Below are 17,643 nucleotides of genomic sequence, written 5' to 3' on the forward strand. Positions count from 1 at the left end.
TCAGATGCTCCAGCGGGCGTTCACCAGCCGGTCGTTCAATACGTTCGGGTCGATCGGTTGCGGCCGCCGCGCCAGGGCGGCGGTCAGTTGTTCCAGTGCCTCGTCGAGGCGCTCGCGCAGCTCGTCGTCGATCTGCGCAGGCCTGTCCCCTTCCGGGTAGGCGATCTGCTTGTCCACGGCGAACACGCCGCTGAGCATCTCCTGCGCCTTCAGCGCAGCCAGCACCGGCTTGAGGGCGTAGTCCACCGCCAACAGGTGCGCCGGGCTGCCACCACTGGCCAGCGGCAGCACCACCTTGTGCGCCAGGGCGCGCTCGGGCAGCAGATCGAGCAGCACCTTCAGCGCGCCGGTGAACGATGCCTTGTACACCGGCGTGCCAACCACCAGGCCATCGGCGCTGGCCACCACGGCCTGCAGCTGGCGGACAGCCGGGCTGTCGAAGCGCGCATGCAGCAGATCCTCGGCGGCAAAATCGCGCACCCGCAGCAGGCTCACTTCCACCTGCTGCGCCTCCAGGCGCTGGCGTACATGGTCCAGCAGCACTTCGGTGCGCGAACGCGCCGCTGGGCTGCCGGTGAGCAATACGACATGCATGGTCAGTCCTTAGCGATTCGGTTGCGGCGTCAGGCGCAGGTAGGGTTTGACCGCGCGGTAGCCCTTGGGGAAGCGCTGGGCGATCTCGGCTTCGTCTTTGAGCGACGGCACGATCACCACCTCTTCACCGTCCTGCCAGTTGGCCGGAGTGGCGACCTTGTAGTTGTCGGTCAGCTGCAGCGAGTCGACCACGCGAAGGATCTCGTGGAAATTGCGCCCGGTGCTGGCTGGATAGGTGATGGTCAGGCGCACCTTCTTGTTCGGGTCGATGACGAACAGCGAACGCACGGTCAGGGTGTCGTTGGCGTTCGGGTGGATCAGGTCGTAGAGGTCGGACACCTTGCGGTCGGCATCGGCGATGATCGGGAAATTGACCGCGGTGTTCTGCGTCTCGTTGATGTCGTCGATCCATTTCAGGTGCGAATCCACCGGGTCGACCGACAGGGCGATGGCCTTGACGCCGCGCTTGGCGAATTCATCCTTCAGCTTGGCGGTGAAGCCCAGCTCGGTGGTGCACACCGGCGTGAAGTCGGCCGGGTGGGAGAAGAGGATGCCCCAGCTGTCACCCAGCCACTCGTGGAAGCGAATGCGGCCTTCGCTGGAATCCTGTTCGAAGTCAGGGGCGATGTCGCCCAGGCGGATGGTCATGAAGATGCTCCTTGGCAGTGGCTTGCGTGGTGCCCACTATGCTCAGGAACGAAACGAAACAAAAAGAATAAATAAAAATTTATTTATAACTTAAAGCTATTTACGCAATACGGATGGAGCCGCCCCATGCCCAATCCCAGCCTGCACAGCATCCCCAGCGTTCAGGCGCCGCTGCACCTTCTGCTGGAAGCCGACCCCAGCACAGAGCTCATCGCCGGCTACCTGCACGACTGCCATTGCGTGGTGGCACGCCTGGGCGAAGCGACCGTCGGCGTCTATCTGCTCAAGGCGCTGGGCGCCGAGACCTGGGAGCTGATGAATATCGCCGTAGCGCCCGAGCATCAGGGCCGGGGCATCGGCGCCCTGCTGCTGCGCCACGCCATCGACCAGGCCCGGCAGCTCGGCGCCAAACGCCTGGAACTGGGCACCGGCAGCTTCGGCCACCAGCTGACCTTCTACCAGCGCGCCGGCTTTCGCGTGGTGGCGGTGGAGCCGGATTACTTCCTCACCCACTACCCCGAGCCCCTGTTCGAGAACGGCCTGCAACACCGCGACCGTCTGCGCCTGGCGCTGACGCTATAGCAGCAGGTGCGCCGCCAGCCCCACCGCGGCGCACCCGACGATGGTCTCGATCACCCCGCGCTTGAACTTGAACAGGGCCAACGCCGCCCCGCTGGCGATCAACGCCGATACCCAGTCAAACGTGCCGGCGAAGCCCTCCGGCCACAACACGTGGTACCCGAAGAACAGCGCCAGGTTGAGGATCACCCCCACCACGGCGGCGGTGATGCCGGTCAGCGGCGCGGTGAACTTCAGCTCGCCATGGGTCGACTCCACCAGCGGCCCGCCGGCGAGGATGAACAAGAACGACGGCAGGAAGGTGAACCAGGTGACCAGGCAGGCTGCCAGCGCGCCACTGGCGAAGGCCGAATCGCCACCGAACACCGGCTGCCCATAGGCGCCAACGAAGGCGACGAAGGCCACCACCATGATCAGCGGCCCCGGTGTGGTCTCGCCCAGGGCCAGACCATCGATCATCTGCGTCGGCGTCAGCCAGCCGTAGTAGCCGACCGCGCCCTGATAGACATAGGGCAGCACCGCATAAGCACCGCCGAAGGTCAGCAACGCCGCCTTGGTGAAGAACCAGCCCATCTGCGTCAGGCTGCCGTCCCAGCCGAACGCCAGGGTCAGCAAGCCCATGGGCAGCAGCCACAGCGCAGCGCCCACCAGCAGGATCAGCGCCAGGCGCGGCAGGCGGAAGCGGGTATGCGCCAGGCGGGTATCGTCCTCGATCAGCGCCGCGCCATAGGACTTGTCCGCCGCACCGTGGCCGCCGCCGACGGCGAAATGCTGCGGCGCCAACTGCCCGCCGATGTAACCGAGCAGCGCCGCACCGAGCACGATCAGCGGGAACGGCAGCTGCAGCACGAAGATGGCCACGAAGGCCGCCGCCGCGATGGCCCACAGCCAGCGATTCTTCAGCGCCCGACCGCCAATGCGCCAGGCCGCCTGCACCACGATGGCGGTCACCGCCGGCTTGATGCCGTAGAAGATCCCGGCCACCAGCGGCACGTCACCGAACACCAGATAGACCCAGGACAGCGCGACTAGAATCAGCAGCGACGGCAGCACGAACAGCACCCCGGCGATCACCCCGCCCCAGGTTCGGTGCATCAGCCAGCCGATATAGGTGGCCAACTGCTGCGCCTCCGGCCCGGGCAGCAACATGCAGTAATTCAGCGCATGCAGAAAGCGCCGCTCGGACAACCAGCGGCGCTTCTCCACCAGCTCCTGATGCATGATCGAAATCTGCCCCGCCGGCCCACCGAAACTGATCAACCCCAGCTTCAACCAGAACCAGAAGGCTTGCAGCAAACTGACCGGGGCGGGACGCTCAGGGGACTCGGACATCGAAGGGCTCCATCGGTGGACAAAATCGACCGGCCACTATAGCCGCATAACGTGACCGCCGCGCGACACCGAACGAAAAATCACCATCCCCACGCAGCCCTTGCCCCACCTGGCCCGGACGAGTTTTCCCGCATCTTATCCACAGCACTTTCCCCAGATTCTGTGCACGACGCCAGGTAACAAGTCTCCGCCTTGCCAGGCGGTTGAAAAATCATCGCAACTTATTGATTCATCGCGATATAGCGTGTGGCGATAACACCAGCAAAGCGTCATTGGGCAAAAACTGAACGGCCTGCCCTGGCCCGCTTGAATGCTAGGCGCGAAGCGCTTTTGCAAAGGTTATCCACAGCGCTGTTAACAGATTCTGTGGGTGGCAAGGGGATACCTCAATCCCTGCCCTTCCAAGCGGATACTGATAGCGATGTAGGCGCAATGGCATTTTGCCCAGCCAGCATGGACAGGCTCGCTATGGATGGACTAGTTTCGAGCGTGAATCTGCTGACGCAGTCGATCAGCAGCTTGGGCTTGCCGTCATCCATGTCGCGTTTCTCCCAGAGTGCTGTCGCGTTTGCCGCGAGCATCTTCAGGCCAGACAAGGATTTGCAGGACGACAAGGAAGGTTATGCGACAGCTGTCGTGGGCAAACGCGACAGCCGTGTCGCCTAATTAATAGTTATGCACCTTCGGAGTAGTACCGTGAAAATCCTGAAGGAACAGACCATCTGCGAATAGAAGAATGTTGCCCCTCAAAAACCAGAGAGCGGGTCAAAACTTGGAATGGCTCTAAGCACCTTGGGACAGCTTCCAATTAACGGACTGAGGCATAAACCAGAGAATGGCACTAATGGCTGGTACATATGGTGCGGCGCCGAGATGTCCGACGCTGACGATTTCTTTTCTCCGTTGCATATAGAGCACATCGACAGCTATCTCCCAGAGGTGGCCGGCTATCTTGATCTACCTGCCGGTTACCGCTTTCAGATTGACGGCAATAATTTCGAAGACGTATGGTTTGATCCCGAGTTGCTTAATGCGTAACAACTGGTTCAAATCGCTCGCTCCGCTCGCTGGGACGGGCTAAAGCCCGCCCCTTAACCAAACGTTAGAGGCAACAATGAGTTTTCGCGGCTACATCCACGAAATCTGGCTATGTCCAAGTGACGATGGGGAGCTACTACCATCTTGTATTCCCTTTGGGCCCGCAGGTAATTCCGCACGCGAGCTAAATGAACCTGGTAGCGTCTGTATCTGGCTATTTTTTGCAAACTCTCATTTTGAAGCCATGCAAATTTACTATCAGTTCAACGAGTTAGGCGAATACACGACGTCAGAGCAACAAGATCATCAGCCATATCCTGAGTCTTGGCACATTGAACAACAGAACTACCTGTGCAGCCTCTAACTAGTGGTTCAAATCGTTCGCTGCGCTCACTGGGACGGGCTAAAGCCCGCCCCTTAACCAAACGTTAGGCTACAAAATGAGTCTCGACATTCACCTTGAAGCCGATGAGCGACTTTCAATAACCACTGTCTCTACGGCATTGAAAGAACTCGGCGCACTGGATAGAAACAGTGATAACCATACGGCCGAAGGAATTTTCGAATCAGGATTATCAGTGAGCGCCGCGTGCGAACTAGATGACCACACGCTATACGCGGAAGACACTAAAGGCATGAATTTCCCTGTAGCAATTCGTTGTTACATACGAATAAAAGGGCCGGAGCCAGAAGGCTACTCTGCGTTTGGTGATCTAGAGCGTTTTGTAAAGCACATTGCAACCAAAACGGATGCTAACTTTGTGGTTTCGTTCCAGTACGAATCAGCGTTATATTGGAAGAATAGCGATGGTTTGCACACCGCCTAACTAGTGGTTCAAAACGCTCGCTTCGCTCACTGGGACGGGCTAAAGCCCGCCCCTTAACCAAACGTTAGAGGCTTTCCATGGCTAGTGTATGGCTTGAGCTATTCAACCCGAAGCAGCACGCGGACTTCATGAGCACCTCTCACGTTGGAGGTGTGTTGCCTGAGAAGAGAAACAACCTTTTACCTAAGAAAGTCCTTTGCGTCGAGGTCTGCTCATTTACATTTCAGTTCTTATCTGAGCCCCAGCTTCAAGAAGCAATCTCATACTTCTCTAAAAAAACACATCCAAGTACTAGAGAATACAATAATGGTCTTGAGCATTATTGGCAAAAATGGTTTGAGCGCCTTCCGCCAGGCTTGGTGAGTACCGGTAAACGACAAAAAGTGTTAGCTGCGTTACAGAAGGCAAAACTTATCGCTGGCAGCCTCTAACAACTGGTTCAAATCGTTCGCTTCGCTCACTGGGACGGGCTAAAGCCCGCCCCTTAACCAAACGTTAGATATTGATATGAATAAGCCTCAAACCGTCTTGAATATCGCAGGCCCTTGGTCTGGAGATGCTACAACTAGCTTAATGGAGCGATGTAAGTCCGCTTGGGATGTGCCCATACCAGAACTATCTGATCTAATGATTGCTACGTTTTTGACGCAAGGTATCGCGATCTCAGAGGTTCTTGCCGAGGCGGAGCGTCGGCTAATTTTCGAGGAACGGGATGATACAGAATTCTTTGATGGACAACTGAAAGAGGCGGTTCAGACTGCGAGGGGCATCTAACAAGGCGCTCAAATCACTCACTTCGTTCGCTGGGACTGGCTAAAGCCAGCCCTTTAGCTTAATCGTTATACACACACGGTAAAAGTTCAGAATGAATAAAATTTCATCTTTTCTGGTTACCTGCATCTCTCTATCGTGGCTATACAGATGCATTTCGGCCGACTGGGAGTTTCTGATACCAGCGGCCATCTTCGCTGCTTGTTCAATTTACTTGTATAAAGGCAACAAAATAGCAACGTGGTGCGCCTTCGCTTTCACCTCATTAAACATTTTGGCCAATAATCTGGTTATTAATATAATTGAGGAAAGGCAACATCCAGCATTCTCCGATAGAGATACCAATTGAACTACAAATATCTACTCCGCAATCTTTGGTTACGTTACTATTTTTGTTAGCTTCTTTTTGGTTTCCTAAATCCAAAAGCGTATAACAAATGGTTCAAATCGCTCGCTCCGCTCGCTGGGACGGGCTAAAGCCCGCCCCTTAACCAAACGTTAGATTTACCGTCGAGCCAGCTATGTGGCGAGTATTAAAATATCTTTCCTGGGCACTAGGCGCACTATTTTCGCTGACAGCAGTTATTCTTTTTCATCTAGCTGGCGGTGGAACTATTGTGCACGAGTATTTCCGGCATGATCCACCAGAAGAGCTGGAATTCTCATTCGGCCTTTGTGAATCGGAACCACGCAAACCCACCCGTCCAGAGGAAATACTTTGGAAGGAAAACACAGCTACGATCAATGTAATCCTGTCGCCGAACTGCGGAACAACTTGGCTGCTTGGTAATTATAAAGTCGAAGAAGGCAGCAAGCTTGTTCTCGGTTACAAAAGCATTGTGCCGTCCATAATCGGATGCGACTGCAACTACCCTGCAACCTATCGAATCAAAGGACTGGAAAATAAAGAGTACGAAATTGAGCTCAGGGAATATGCTTTTATTAACAAAGTACCGTGGCTGATGCAAAAAATTGCCGATATGGATCAAGACATTGTTATAACTGAGGAATTCTGAATGCAATCCATGCGGGCAAAATTCAGTACCGGCAGTTCTATCTTTCAACAGTTCGCCGCGAAAGCCACAGCATCAGGAGAACCATTTCTAACAATTGGTTCAAATCGTTCGCTTCGCTCACTGGGACGGGCTAAAGCCCGCCCCTTAACCAAACGTTAGAGCTAAAAGCATGGAAGCCCCCCTAGACCTATACAACTTTGTCAGATCAAACTTCCCAGAAATTACCGCCAAAGCTGACCGTGAGCACATTCGGCTTTGGGGCGAGCTAGACCCGGGGTTTGCATATTCTTGGTTTGGCAGTTTGGCTAATGCTCTGAATTCAGAAATGTGCAAAGGCACAAATCACGAGAGCCACTCGGAGCTATTCATATTCATCAGTAACAGTCTTGAAAATTGCACAAAAGAAATTTATAACTGCATTGATGTTTCGTTTACTGAAAATTTGTTCTGGCAGGTTCCAAGCAAAAAAGCAGCTCCCTACTGGCACGCCCTGCCTGAACCACTCAAAGAGCTATATTTAGGTTTCCATCGGCGTGCACCGCTCTAACAAATGGTTCAAGCCGCTCGCTTCGCTCACTCGGGACCGGCTAAAGCCGGCCCCTTAACCAAACGTTAGGCTAATCTTAATGTTCTTCGCAAGCCTTGCAGCCATAGTTACGCCTTCGCTCATCATTGCTCTAACTGCTGTAGCGCTTGGCGGGTCGCCCTCAGATGGTTTAATTCCAACATTTATCTTATATGGTCTAATTATTTCTACTGCTCACTTTATCGTAATGGGGCTACCTACTCTAACCCTGCTAAATAAATTCAACCTTCTCAAATTAAAGCATGTGATATCGGCCGGATTCTTAATAGCAATCATCCCAACCGGCATCTATAGATGGCCTTTCCCAGATGGCCAGTTCATCGGGACAATAGAGGCACAAATATATGGATTCAACGTAGTCAAAAATATAAATGGTGCGCCAACCCTGTGGGGCTGGTTAATATATCTAAAAGAGACATTTACTCCCGGAGTACTATTTGGCATTCCAGCAGCATTTGCTTTCTGGTACTTTTATGAAGGTAATACGGCGCGAGAGCCTAACTAGTGGTTCAAATCGTTCGCTGCGCTCACTGGGACGGGCTAAAGCCCGCCCCTTAACCAAACGTTAGGCATCAGAGTCCACTATGCGCGTCGAACAAGAGTCCCCCAATCAGCCGGATGTCATAGCTCTCATCGCAGATCTCGATGCTTATCAAGACTCTCTGTATCCGGCAGAGGCGCGTTATGCGCTCGACCTCGCGTCACTCTCCAAACCCAATGTCCTTTTTGTCGTTGCAAGAGATGAACAACACGCTGCCCTAGGCTGTGGCGCTGTCGTCATGAATGACTTATACGGCGAGGTCAAGCGCATGTATGTGCTACCCGAAGCCAGGGGCAAAGGTATTGCAAAGAAACTCATCGCCACCCTAGAGGCAAGTGCCTACGAGTCAGGCTGCAGAGAGCTCATGCTTGAAACCGGGCCATATCAACCGGAGGCACTGAGGTTCTACACAAATCAAGGCTATACGCGTCGAGGCGCATTCGGCTCATATCCCGAGCATCCGCTCAGCGTCTTTATGGGCAAGTCACTCAGTTCAGCAACCAGCGCAAGTTCTGATGCCTAACAACTGGTTCAAACCGTTCGCTTCGCTCACTGGGACGGGCTAAAGCCCGCCCCTTAACCAAACGTTAGGCAATCCACGGATGATCTTCGGCAACAAGTCAGACTTCGCAATTGAGGCGATGATCGAGCCACATTTAGAACCGCCTTCTGAACCATGGGGCCGGCTATGCATATGGGTATCGGGCACACAAATCGGCGATTTTGATGATCCACACTGCGGCTTATACAATTGCCACGCAAGTTTCCAAGAAATATCTAAAAGACTAGATACACTATCGTAAAAGGGGACGGATATATTTATTGAGCCGCCTCGTTAGCTGAAAATAATGCCCTTTTTCCCGTTTCAGTGCCGCCATATTTCCTACCAAATCTCACAACCAAAGCCCCGGATTACATCCGGGCTACGAAAAGCCGGCGCGTGCGACGCGGGCAAAAAATTCGGGCCTGACGGCCCGAAAAAGTACTCCACCTTGAAGAGTTCGTTTACAGCACGTGCGACTGGTACAGCTCGGTCAGGGCCTCGCCGCGCAGGTAGGCCAGTTCGGCCGAGCGGCGGTCGCGGGGGCGGGTCAGGGGCACGGCCAGTTCGCGTTGCAGGCGGCTTGGTGTGCCGCCAAGGATCAGCACGCGGTCGCTGAGGTAGAAGGCTTCGTCGAGGTCATGAGTGACCAGCAGCACGGCGATCTCGTAGCGGGCGGCCAGCACCACCACCAGATCCTGCAGTTTCATGCGGGTGAAGGCGTCCACCGCGCTGAAGGGCTCGTCGAGCAGCAGTACCTGCGGCTTGCCGTACAGGGCGCGGGCGATGGCCACACGTTGGGCCTGGCCGCCGGAGAGGTGCTTGGGCAGCGCCTCGCCACGCCCGTGCAGGCCGACGTCGCGCAATAGCTGTTCAATCCACTGGTCATCAGCTACCCAGCCATCGGCGAAGCCGACGTTCTGCGCCACGCTCAGCCAAGGCATCAGCCGAGGCTCCTGGAACACCACGCCGATGCCGCTGCCGCGGCCGAAGTTGAGCAGCGGGTTGAGTTCCAGCCCGCCCTGATAATCCTGATCCAGCCCGGCGGCGATGCGCAGCAGAGTGCTCTTGCCGCAGCCGGAGGGGCCGAGCAGGCTGACCACTTCGCCAGCGGCCAGACTCAGGCTGACGTCTTCGAGCACACGTACGTCAGCGAAGGCCTTGTGGATATTCTGCAGTTTCAGCAGCGCACTCATGCTCCGCCCTCCCCACCCTGGAAGCTGTCGCGCCAGCGCAGGGCGCGGGTTTCCCAGGCCTTGAGCAGGCTGTCGCTGAGTTTGCCGAGCAGCGCCAGCAGCAGGATGGCAGCGATCACCAGATCCGGTCGCGAGGTTTCCCGGCCGTCGCTGAGCAGGTAGCCAAGGCCACGGGTGGCGGCGATCAGTTCGGCGGCGACGAGGAACATCCAGCTCAGGCTGAGTGCTCCGCGCAAGCCGGTGAACAGACTCGGCAGCGCGGCCGGCAGAAGGATGCGGCGCACCAGCGCCATGGGCGAAAGGCCGTAGAGCTGGCCCACTTCCACCAGCTTGCGGTCGATGTTGCGGATGCCGGCGAGCAGCGCCAGGTACACCGGGAAGAAGGCGCCTAAGGCGATCAGCACGATTTTCGGCGTTTCGTCGATGCCCAACCAGAGCAGCAGCAACGGCACCCAGGCCAGGCTCGGGATGGCCCGCAGCGCCTGGAAGGTCGGCTCCAGATAGGCTTCAGCGCGGCGGCTGAGGCCCACCCAGGTGCCGATGACGATGGCCAGCACGGCGCCGATGGCGAAGCCGGCGCTGACGCGCAGCAGGCTGGCGTTCAGATGCCGCCACAGCTCGCCGCTCTGCGCCAGCAGGTACAGAGTTTGCGCCACCTGGCTCGGCGCAGGCATCTGGTGCGCGGGCAATACGCCGCTGCGCACCAGGGTTTCCAGCAGAGCCAGAATCAGCAGGGGCACCACCCAACCACGCAGGTCGGTCAGTGCCGGCCGCCAGGCGGGAAGCCGTTCGACCCAGCGACCGATGACGAGGTTGAGCGCGCCCATCGGTCAGTTCCCCGCCTTGGCCACGTTGCTGCCGATTACCTGAGCGGCCAGTTGCGGCTGGATCAGTTGGTCGACCACCTGAGCGACGTCGGTACCCGGACGCACCAGTTGCTCGTCGAGCAGGATGGGTGCGGCGGCTTTCAGCGCCTTGATGTGCTCGGCGCCCGGCTGCGGGTTGCTGAAGTCGGTGCGCGACAGTTGTAGCTTGGCCACTTCCAGCGGCAGCTTGGCTTCGTCGGCGAGCAACTGGGCCAGGGCATCGGGGTTGGCGATGGCCCACTGGCGCGCCTGCTCGTAGGCGGCGATCACCTGCTGGATCAGCTCGGGTTGCTCCTTGGCAAACTTCTCGGTGACGCTGAGCACGCTGTAGCTGTTGAAATCACGATTGCGGTACAGCAGGCGCGAGCCGGCCTGCAGCTCGCTGGCCGCCATCAGCGGGTCGAGCCCCGCCCAGGCCTGCACGTCGCCGCGCTCCAGGGCAATGCGACCGTCAGGATGTTGCAGGTGGACGATTTCCACGGCGTTCTTGTCCAGCCCGGCCTTCTGCAGGCTCTGCAGGAGGAACAGGAAAGGGTCGGTGCCCTTGGTGGCGGCGACCTTCTTGCCTTTGAGGTCAGCTAGCGATTGGATGGGCGAGTCCTTGGGCACCACGAGCGCCGTCCACTCCGGGCGGCTGGCGACATAGACGGTGTTGATCGGCGCGCCATTGGCGCGGCTGAGCACGGCAGCCAGGCCGGCGGTGGAGGCGAAATCGGTACTGCCGCCATTGAGGTATTCCAGCGAGCGGTTGCTGCCCTGGCTGAACACCCATTTGACGGCGATGCCCTGCGGCGCGAGGGCTTTTTCCAGCAGGCCCTGTTGCTTGAGCACCAGGCTGGTGGGGGCATAGTAGGCGTAGTCCAGGCGGACTTCCTTGGGCGGTGCAGCATGTACGGCGGCGGGCAACCAGGCGGCGAACAGCGCCGCCAAGCCAACGCGCAAGGCATTCTTCTTCATGGTCATCTCCTCACTTGGATGAAATACCTTCCGGCCCGTTGGCGGGCCGGTCAGGAGATGGCACAACTGGGTTTACAGCAGGGTCAGGGTGTAGCTCAGGATCAAACGGTTCTCGTCGGCATCGGTGGTGACGTTGCCGCGCTGGGTCGCATTGCGCCAGGACACGCCGAGGCCTTTCAGCGGGCCGTCCTGCAGGGTGTAGTCGAGGCGGAAATCGCGCTCCCATTCCTTCAGGTCGCCGTTGGCGGAATCGACGTTGTCGCCCTTGAGGTAAGCGACGCTGGCCTTCAGGCCCGGTACGCCGAGCTTGGCGAAGTCATAGCCGTACTCGGCCACCCAGGTGCGCTCACCGGCGTTCTGGAACTTGCCGATCTGACGGTCGGTGATCAGGTAGGACGAGGAGCCGCCGCCCTGGTTGAGGAAGGGGAAGGCGCTGTCGCCTTCGACCTGCTGGTAGCCAAGGCTGGCGAAGTGGCTGCCCAGGGTGTAGGTGAACAGCGCGCTCCAGGTCTGGTTGTCGACCTCGCCCGTGCTGCTGTCGCCGGCACGCCAGTAGCCGGCGCTGCGGTAACCCTGGGCGCGACCGGCAGCGCTGCCGTTCTTGCCGTCGGAACCGCTGTCGAAGTAGCGCAGGTCGGTCTTCAGCGAACCCGGGCCGATCGCCCAGCTGTGCACCAGGCCGAGGAAGTGCTGTTTGTAGAAGTCTTCCAGATTGCCGTAGTAGTACTGCAGCGTCAGGTCCTTGGTCAGCTTGTAGTCACCGCCGGCGAAGTAGAACTTGTTGGTGTCGGCGTCACCGGTGGCGCCGGCGATACGCAGGGCGATGTCGTCGGTGGAGCTGCGGGTCTTGGTGCTTTCCAGCTGGCCGGCGGTCAGGGTCAGGCCGTCGATCTCGTTGGAGGTGATCTGCCCGCCTTCGAAGGTCTGCGGCAGCAGGCGGCCGTCGTTGAAGGTCACCACCGGCAGCTTCGGCAGCAGGGTGCCGAGGCGCGCCTCGGTCTTGGACAGGCGCACCTTGGCGGTCACGCCGGCCTTGCTGTACTCGTCCACCGCGCTGCCGTCGCTATCGAGCGGGAACAGCTGGCCGGGAGTGCGGTCGCGCCCGGTCTTGGTATTGCGGCCGCCGGAATCCAGCTTGACGCCCAGCAGGCCGATGGCGTCGAGGCCGAAGCCGACGGTGCCTTCGGTGAAACCGGAGCTGTAGTTGAAGATGAAGCCCTGCCCCCACTCCTGCGCCTCGCCGTTGTTGGTGGCGGTGTTCTTGGTGTTGAGGTCGTAATAGAAATTGCGCAGGCCGATGCTGGCCTTGCTGTCTTCGATGAAACCGGCGGCAGTCGCTTCGGTGGCCAGAGCGGCCAGGGCGACGGCCAGCGCCAGATTGGACTTGTTCATGCTCGATGCTCCAGGTGCTGTGTAGGCTGTTATAGGCTGGGCACTGCACAGGGGCTCGACGGACGACCGACACGACGAAGTTGACAAATAAGAGCCCCCGATTCGGGCCCGATGCGGTGGTCCGCTGTCGGCTGGTGGCTAATCTACGAAATACTCGTTAATCCCTAAAAAGAATTATTTTTCACTTTGTAGTAACAAAAAAGAATATAAGACTGCTGGCGACCTGCCTGACAAATCGGCCTTAGCTCATGACTAAAAATTATTTAACAAGGGCTTTTTAGATCGACTAGCTTCTCTTCACCGGATCACCGGACTTCTTTCCCAACACTGAAGTACACGTGATCCGCCGCTACGCATGGCCGGTACGTGTCTGGATCGAGATGCCGCCATGTCCAAGACCCCTTCCAAGCGCAGCACACTGATTGCCGTGTCCCTGGCAATCGGCCTGCTCGCCGCGCCCATCGCCGACGCCGCCCAGCAGCTGCGCATCGGCTACCAGAAATCCTCCACGCTGATCAGCCTGCTGAAGAGCCAGGGCACCCTGGAAAAGGCCCTGGCCGACCAGGACATCACCATCAGCTGGCACGAATTCCCCAACGGCCAGCCGCTGCTGGAAGCGCTCAACGTCGGCAATATCGACCTCTCTGCCGATGTCGCCGACACCGTGCCGGTGTTCGCCCAGGCCGCCGGCGCCGACCTCGCCTACTTCGCCCAGGAGGCGCCGTCGCCCAGCGCCCAGGCGATCATCGTGCGCGAGGATTCACCGATCACAAGCCTGGCCGACCTCAAGGGCAAAAAGGTCGCCGTGACCAAGGCGGCCGGCGTGCATTACCTGCTGATCGCCGCACTGCAGCAGGCCGGCCTGAAATTCAGCGACATCGAACCGGCCTACCTGGCTCCGGCCGACGGCCGCGCCGCCTTCGAGAACCGCAAGGTGGACGCCTGGGTCACCTGGGAACCCTTCCTCAGCAGCGCCCAGCAGCAGTTGCCGACGCGCATCCTCTCCGACGGCAAGAGCCTGGCCGACTACCAGCGCTACTACCTGACCAGCGCCACCTTCGCCAGGAACCATCCGCAGGTGCTGCAGACCGTGTTCGACGAGTTGGTGAAGACCGGCGACTGGCTGCGCGCGAACCCGCGCCAGGCGGCTGAAATCCTCGGCCCGCTGTGGGGCAACCTCGCCCCGGCCATCGTCGAGCAGGCCAACGCCAAGCGCAGCTACCAGGTACGCCTGGTGCAACCAGACAGCCTCGCCGAACAGCAGAAGATCGCCGATGCCTTCTTCGGCGCCAGCCTGCTGCCGACCTCGGTGGATGCCCGCGAAGTCAGCATCTGGAGCCCGCAATGAGTGCCGAGGCCCGTCTGCACCCCAGCCTGCGTGACGAACCGCTGCTGGCCGCGCACCTGTTCCCGGTGGATTTCGGCAACCGCACGGCCAAGGTCGAACGCCTGGCCCGGCGTCTGGCGGCCAGCGCGGTGGAGCGTGATCGCGCCGGCGGCAGCCCGCAGGCCGAGCGCGAGCTGCTGCGCGACAGCGGCCTGCTGACCCTGGCCGTGCCGCAGCAATACGGCGGCCAGGGCGTGGCCTGGCCGGAGATCTACCGCATCGTGCGCTACCTGGCGGCGGTGGACAGCTCGCTGGCCCACCTGTTCGCCTTCCAGCACCTGCAGGTGGCGACCATCGTGCTGTTCGGCAGCCCCGATCAGCAGCGCCACTGGCTGACGCGTACGGTGCAGGAGCGCTGGTTCTGGGGCAACGCCACCAACGGCCGCGACACCGGCCTCGTGCTCAGCCCGCGCGAGGAGCATTACGAGCTCAACGGCAGCAAGTCGTTCTGCTCCGGCGCGCTGGGCGCCGATGCGCTGGTGATCAGCGCACCGCGCGGCAGGAACCCGGAGGATCGCGTGTTCATCGTGCTGCCCAGCCAGCGCGAGGGCCTGGCGGTGAACAGCGACTGGGACGGCTTCGGCCAGCGCCAGACCGACAGCGGCACGGTGCAGTTCGAGCAGGTGTTCGTCGACGCCAGCGAGCTGCTCGGCCCGGTCGGCCCCAGCCCGCGTACCACCCTGCGCGCCTGCCTGTCGCAGCTGATCCTCACCCAGCTCTACCTGGGCAATGCTCAGGGCGCGCTGGACGCAGCGCTGCGCTACACCCGCGAGCAGAGTCGCGCCTGGCCGGCATCAGGCGTGGCCAATGCCAGTGACGATCCCTTCATCCAGCAACGCTACGGCGAACTGTGGCTGCGCTACCGCAGCGCCCTGCCTCTGGCCGAGCACGCCGCCCAGCGCCTGCAGAGCGCCTGGGAAAAACCGGCGCTGACCGCCGCCGAACGCGCCGAGGTGGCGCTGGCCATCAGTGAGGCCAAGGTGGTGTCGGCACGCGCCGCGCTGGAGATCACCAGCCAGATCTTCGAAGCCATGGGCGCCCGTGCCACCAGCTCGCGTTACGGCTTCGACCGCTTCTGGCGCAACGTGCGGGTGCACAGCCTGCACGACCCCATCGACTACAAGGTGCGCGACCTCGGTCACTGGCTGCTCAGCGGCCAGGGGCCGCAGCCGTCGCTGTACGGCTGAGGGAGGTGCGCTCAACCGGGAATATGCATAGAAAAAAGCGGTATCTCGCTTCGATAAAGGCTGACTAGCCTGAAATCTGCCAACCTTCGAGAGGTCGTCGACAATGACTATCAAGACCCTGTTCGGCGCCGGCCTGCTGGCCGCCGCCACCCTGCTGCACACGCTGACGGCGCAGGCCGCCAGCGACTATCTGGTCAGTACCGACTGGCTGGAAAAGAACCTGAAAGATCCCAAGGTACGCATCATCGAGGTCAGCGTGGTGCCCGGCGTCTACGAGCGCGGGCATATCCCCGGCGCGGTGAACTTCGCCTGGCACAGCGACCTGGTCGACCCGGTACGCCGCGACATCGCCAGCCAGGAAGCCTTCCAGCAGCTGCTGCGCAAGGCCGGGGTGAATGACGACAGCACCACCATTCTCTATGGCGACAACAACAACTGGTTCGCCGCCTGGGGCGCCTGGGTGTTCGACGTGTACGGCGTGGATAACGTCAAGCTGCTCGACGGCGGCCGCGCCAAGTGGGAGGCCGAAGGCCGTCAGCTGGACAGCCGCGCCAGCACGCCGAAAGCCGGCAACGTCACGGTCAAGGCCGCCAACAAGGAGCTGCGCGCCTTCCTCCCGGACGTGCTGGCCGCCGCCGAGAAGCGCAGCGACGTGCAACTGGTGGATATCCGCTCGCCGGACGAATACAACGGCAAGGTCTTCGCCCCGCAGGGCGTGCAAGAGCTGGCCGTGCGCGCCGGCCACGTACCCGGCGCGGTGAACGTGCCCTGGGGTCAGGCGGTGGCCGCCGACGGCACCTTCAAATCGGCCGAGGAGCTGAAGAAGGTCTACGCCACGGTGGGCATCGACGGCAGCAAGCCGATCATCACCTACTGCCGCATCGGCGAGCGCTCCAGCCACACCTGGTTCGCCCTGAAGAAGATTCTCGGCTACGACGTGCGCAACTACGACGGCTCCTGGACCGAGTACGGCAATGCCGTGGGCGTGCCGGTGGTGAACCTGGCGGGCACCGTCTGGGGTGGCAAGTAAGGGCTTGAACCGATCCAGGCGTAGGGTGGATCACGCCTCACCGATCCATCGCTATGAAGGTTGATGCCTCCTGTAGGAGCGGATTTATCCGCGAGTTTCGCGGATGAAGCCGCTCCTACGAACAATTGTCAGTCACGCACAACACGGCCCCGGCCTGAACACCGGGGCCGCTTTCATCATTACGGTCAGCAAGGACAACCTATGACCGCAAGTATCGCCTCCCCTCGCGCAACGCTACCCATCGCCACGGCCGGCGTCATCGCCATCGCCCTGCTCGCCTTCATCTGGCAGCTGGCCGACGGCAGCAACGAAGGCCGCGCCTTCAGCTACTCGCTGGCCAGCGGCGCGCTGTTCGGCCTGCTGCTGCAGCGTTCGCGCTTCTGCTTCTTCTGCGTGACCCGCGACTTCGTCGAACGCCGCATACCGGACGGCCTGCTCGGCCTGCTCGCTGCCCTGGCGGTGGGCACCCTCGGCTATCACGCGGTGTTCGGCGCCTTCCTCCCCGACCCCAGCGGCGGGCGCCTGCCCCCGGATGCCCATATCGGTCCGCTGAGCTGGGTGCTGGCTCTGGCCGCCACGGTGTTCGGCCTCGGCATGGCGATTTCCGGCTCGTGCATCAGCGCGCATCTGTATCGCCTCGGCGAGGGCAATTTCGCCTCGCTGGCCGCGCTCGCTGGCGCGCTGCTCGGCTTCGCCCTGGGTTTTCTCAGCTGGAACCCGCTGTATCTGGCCGCCCTGCAGGAAGCGCCGGTGCTCTGGCTGCCCGGCCGGCTCGGTTACGGCGGCTCGCTGCTGCTGCAACTGGCGCTGCTGGGTGCGCTGGCCACCTGGCTGCTGCGGTATCGCCAGACGGGCAGGTCGGCCGAAGCGCAGGGCCTGTGGTCGCTGCTGTTCGGCGCGCGTTGGCCAACCTGGGTCGGCGGCGTGCTGATCGGTGGGCTGGCGGTGCTGGCCTACTTTCGCGTCGCACCGCTGGGGGTGACGGCCGAACTGGGCAGCCTGGCGCGCACCGGCGCGGACAGCCTGGGCTGGCTGCCACAGCGTCTGGAGGGACTGGACGGCTTTTCCGGCTGCGCCACGGTGGTCAAGGAGACGCTGCTGTCGAACAACGGCCTGTTCGTCATCGGCCTGGTGATCGCGGCCTGGGCCGGCGCC

Annotated in this window: 20 protein-coding genes; 13 read left to right on the top strand and 7 right to left on the bottom strand. The window is 60.3% G+C overall.

Annotation, left to right across the window (positions count from 1 at the left end; genetic code table 11):
- Together ssuE and N7333_RS12745 are read right to left on the bottom strand one after the other, a co-directional pair.
- On the bottom strand, positions 1 to 594 hold the full coding sequence (gene ssuE, locus N7333_RS12740) for an NADPH-dependent FMN reductase (RefSeq protein ID WP_129484136.1): 594 nt from the start codon (positions 592 to 594) through the stop codon (positions 1 to 3).
- A gap of 9 nt (positions 595 to 603) precedes the next feature.
- Positions 604 to 1,242: a peroxiredoxin gene (locus N7333_RS12745; RefSeq protein WP_012020099.1), complete on the bottom strand. Its 639-nt coding sequence runs from the start codon at positions 1,240 to 1,242 to the stop codon at positions 604 to 606.
- A 126-nt stretch (positions 1,243 to 1,368) separates the two neighbouring features.
- Here N7333_RS12745 and N7333_RS12750 point away from each other — a divergent pair, with 126 nt between their 5' ends.
- A complete protein-coding gene (locus tag N7333_RS12750; protein WP_129484134.1) occupies positions 1,369 to 1,824 on the top strand; it encodes a GNAT family N-acetyltransferase in 456 nt (151 codons plus the stop codon).
- Here the strand turns inward: N7333_RS12750 and chrA are convergent.
- Positions 1,819 to 3,153: a chromate efflux transporter gene (gene chrA / locus N7333_RS12755; RefSeq protein ID WP_129484132.1), complete on the bottom strand. Its 1,335-nt coding sequence runs from the start codon at positions 3,151 to 3,153 to the stop codon at positions 1,819 to 1,821. The genes N7333_RS12750 and chrA overlap by 6 nt on opposite strands.
- A 489-nt stretch (positions 3,154 to 3,642) precedes the next feature.
- Here chrA and N7333_RS12760 point away from each other — a divergent pair, with 489 nt between their 5' ends.
- The 8 genes from N7333_RS12760 (at position 3,643) to N7333_RS12795 (ending at position 8,455) form a co-directional block, all read left to right on the top strand.
- Positions 3,643 to 3,819 (top strand): hypothetical protein, encoded by a 177-nt coding sequence (locus N7333_RS12760; protein WP_157786536.1) that lies wholly within the window; start codon positions 3,643 to 3,645, stop codon positions 3,817 to 3,819.
- Between the two features lie 207 nt (positions 3,820 to 4,026).
- Positions 4,027 to 4,191 (top strand): hypothetical protein, encoded by a 165-nt coding sequence (locus tag N7333_RS12765; protein ID WP_177491342.1) that lies wholly within the window; start codon positions 4,027 to 4,029, stop codon positions 4,189 to 4,191.
- 440 nt (positions 4,192 to 4,631) lie between these two features.
- On the top strand, positions 4,632 to 5,018 hold the full coding sequence (locus N7333_RS12770; protein WP_129484130.1) for a hypothetical protein: 387 nt from the start codon (positions 4,632 to 4,634) through the stop codon (positions 5,016 to 5,018).
- Positions 5,019 to 5,146: 128 nt separating this feature from the next.
- The gene (locus N7333_RS12775) at positions 5,147 to 5,449 is read left to right on the top strand and encodes a hypothetical protein (RefSeq protein ID WP_129484129.1); all 303 of its coding nucleotides are present in this window, start codon (positions 5,147 to 5,149) and stop codon (positions 5,447 to 5,449) included.
- An 861-nt stretch (positions 5,450 to 6,310) separates the two neighbouring features.
- The gene (locus tag N7333_RS12780; protein WP_129484128.1) at positions 6,311 to 6,805 is read left to right on the top strand and encodes a hypothetical protein; all 495 of its coding nucleotides are present in this window, start codon (positions 6,311 to 6,313) and stop codon (positions 6,803 to 6,805) included.
- A 169-nt stretch (positions 6,806 to 6,974) separates the two neighbouring features.
- Positions 6,975 to 7,352 (top strand): hypothetical protein, encoded by a 378-nt coding sequence (locus tag N7333_RS12785; RefSeq protein WP_129484127.1) that lies wholly within the window; start codon positions 6,975 to 6,977, stop codon positions 7,350 to 7,352.
- Positions 7,353 to 7,431: 79 nt separating this feature from the next.
- Positions 7,432 to 7,896 carry a hypothetical protein gene (locus N7333_RS12790; RefSeq protein ID WP_129484126.1) on the top strand — a complete coding sequence of 155 codons (465 nt, stop codon included), beginning with the start codon at positions 7,432 to 7,434 and terminating at the stop codon, positions 7,894 to 7,896.
- Positions 7,897 to 7,975: 79 nt separating this feature from the next.
- Positions 7,976 to 8,455, top strand: a complete 480-nt coding sequence (locus N7333_RS12795) for a GNAT family N-acetyltransferase (RefSeq protein WP_252576700.1) — start codon at positions 7,976 to 7,978, stop codon at positions 8,453 to 8,455.
- Positions 8,456 to 8,937: 482 nt separating this feature from the next.
- Here the strand turns inward: N7333_RS12795 and N7333_RS12800 are convergent, their stop codons facing one another.
- The 4 genes from N7333_RS12800 to N7333_RS12815 all read right to left on the bottom strand — a co-directional run bounded on the left by N7333_RS12800 (position 8,938) and on the right by N7333_RS12815 (position 12,884).
- Positions 8,938 to 9,669, bottom strand: coding sequence for an ABC transporter ATP-binding protein (locus tag N7333_RS12800; protein ID WP_096825274.1), 732 nt, complete (start codon positions 9,667 to 9,669; stop codon positions 8,938 to 8,940).
- On the bottom strand, positions 9,666 to 10,496 hold the full coding sequence (locus N7333_RS12805; RefSeq protein WP_129483639.1) for an ABC transporter permease: 831 nt from the start codon (positions 10,494 to 10,496) through the stop codon (positions 9,666 to 9,668). Before N7333_RS12805 ends, N7333_RS12800 begins: the two co-directional genes overlap by 4 nt.
- A gap of 3 nt (positions 10,497 to 10,499) precedes the next feature.
- Complete coding sequence (locus tag N7333_RS12810; protein WP_129483640.1) at positions 10,500 to 11,492, bottom strand: aliphatic sulfonate ABC transporter substrate-binding protein; 993 nt, start codon at positions 11,490 to 11,492, stop codon at positions 10,500 to 10,502.
- 72 nt (positions 11,493 to 11,564) lie between these two features.
- Positions 11,565 to 12,884, bottom strand: a complete 1,320-nt coding sequence (locus N7333_RS12815; protein WP_129483641.1) for an OprD family porin — start codon at positions 12,882 to 12,884, stop codon at positions 11,565 to 11,567.
- Between the two features lie 388 nt (positions 12,885 to 13,272).
- Here N7333_RS12815 and N7333_RS12820 point away from each other — a divergent pair, with 388 nt between their 5' ends.
- From N7333_RS12820 to N7333_RS12835, 4 genes are all read left to right on the top strand, one after another.
- Positions 13,273 to 14,232, top strand: coding sequence for an aliphatic sulfonate ABC transporter substrate-binding protein (locus N7333_RS12820; RefSeq protein WP_279858910.1), 960 nt, complete (start codon positions 13,273 to 13,275; stop codon positions 14,230 to 14,232).
- Positions 14,229 to 15,458 carry an acyl-CoA dehydrogenase family protein gene (locus N7333_RS12825; RefSeq protein ID WP_129483643.1) on the top strand — a complete coding sequence of 410 codons (1,230 nt, stop codon included), beginning with the start codon at positions 14,229 to 14,231 and terminating at the stop codon, positions 15,456 to 15,458. The genes N7333_RS12820 and N7333_RS12825 overlap by 4 nt, the downstream gene beginning before the upstream one ends.
- A 103-nt stretch (positions 15,459 to 15,561) precedes the next feature.
- The gene (locus N7333_RS12830) at positions 15,562 to 16,488 is read left to right on the top strand and encodes a sulfurtransferase (protein ID WP_129483644.1); all 927 of its coding nucleotides are present in this window, start codon (positions 15,562 to 15,564) and stop codon (positions 16,486 to 16,488) included.
- A 201-nt stretch (positions 16,489 to 16,689) separates the two neighbouring features.
- Positions 16,690 to 17,643 (top strand): YeeE/YedE thiosulfate transporter family protein (locus N7333_RS12835; protein WP_279858912.1); only part of this gene is annotated, 954 nt, incomplete at its 3' end.

The organism is Pseudomonas sp. GD04158, assembly GCF_029834875.1.
Taxonomy (GTDB): Bacteria; Pseudomonadota; Gammaproteobacteria; order Pseudomonadales; family Pseudomonadaceae; genus Aquipseudomonas; species Aquipseudomonas hydrolytica.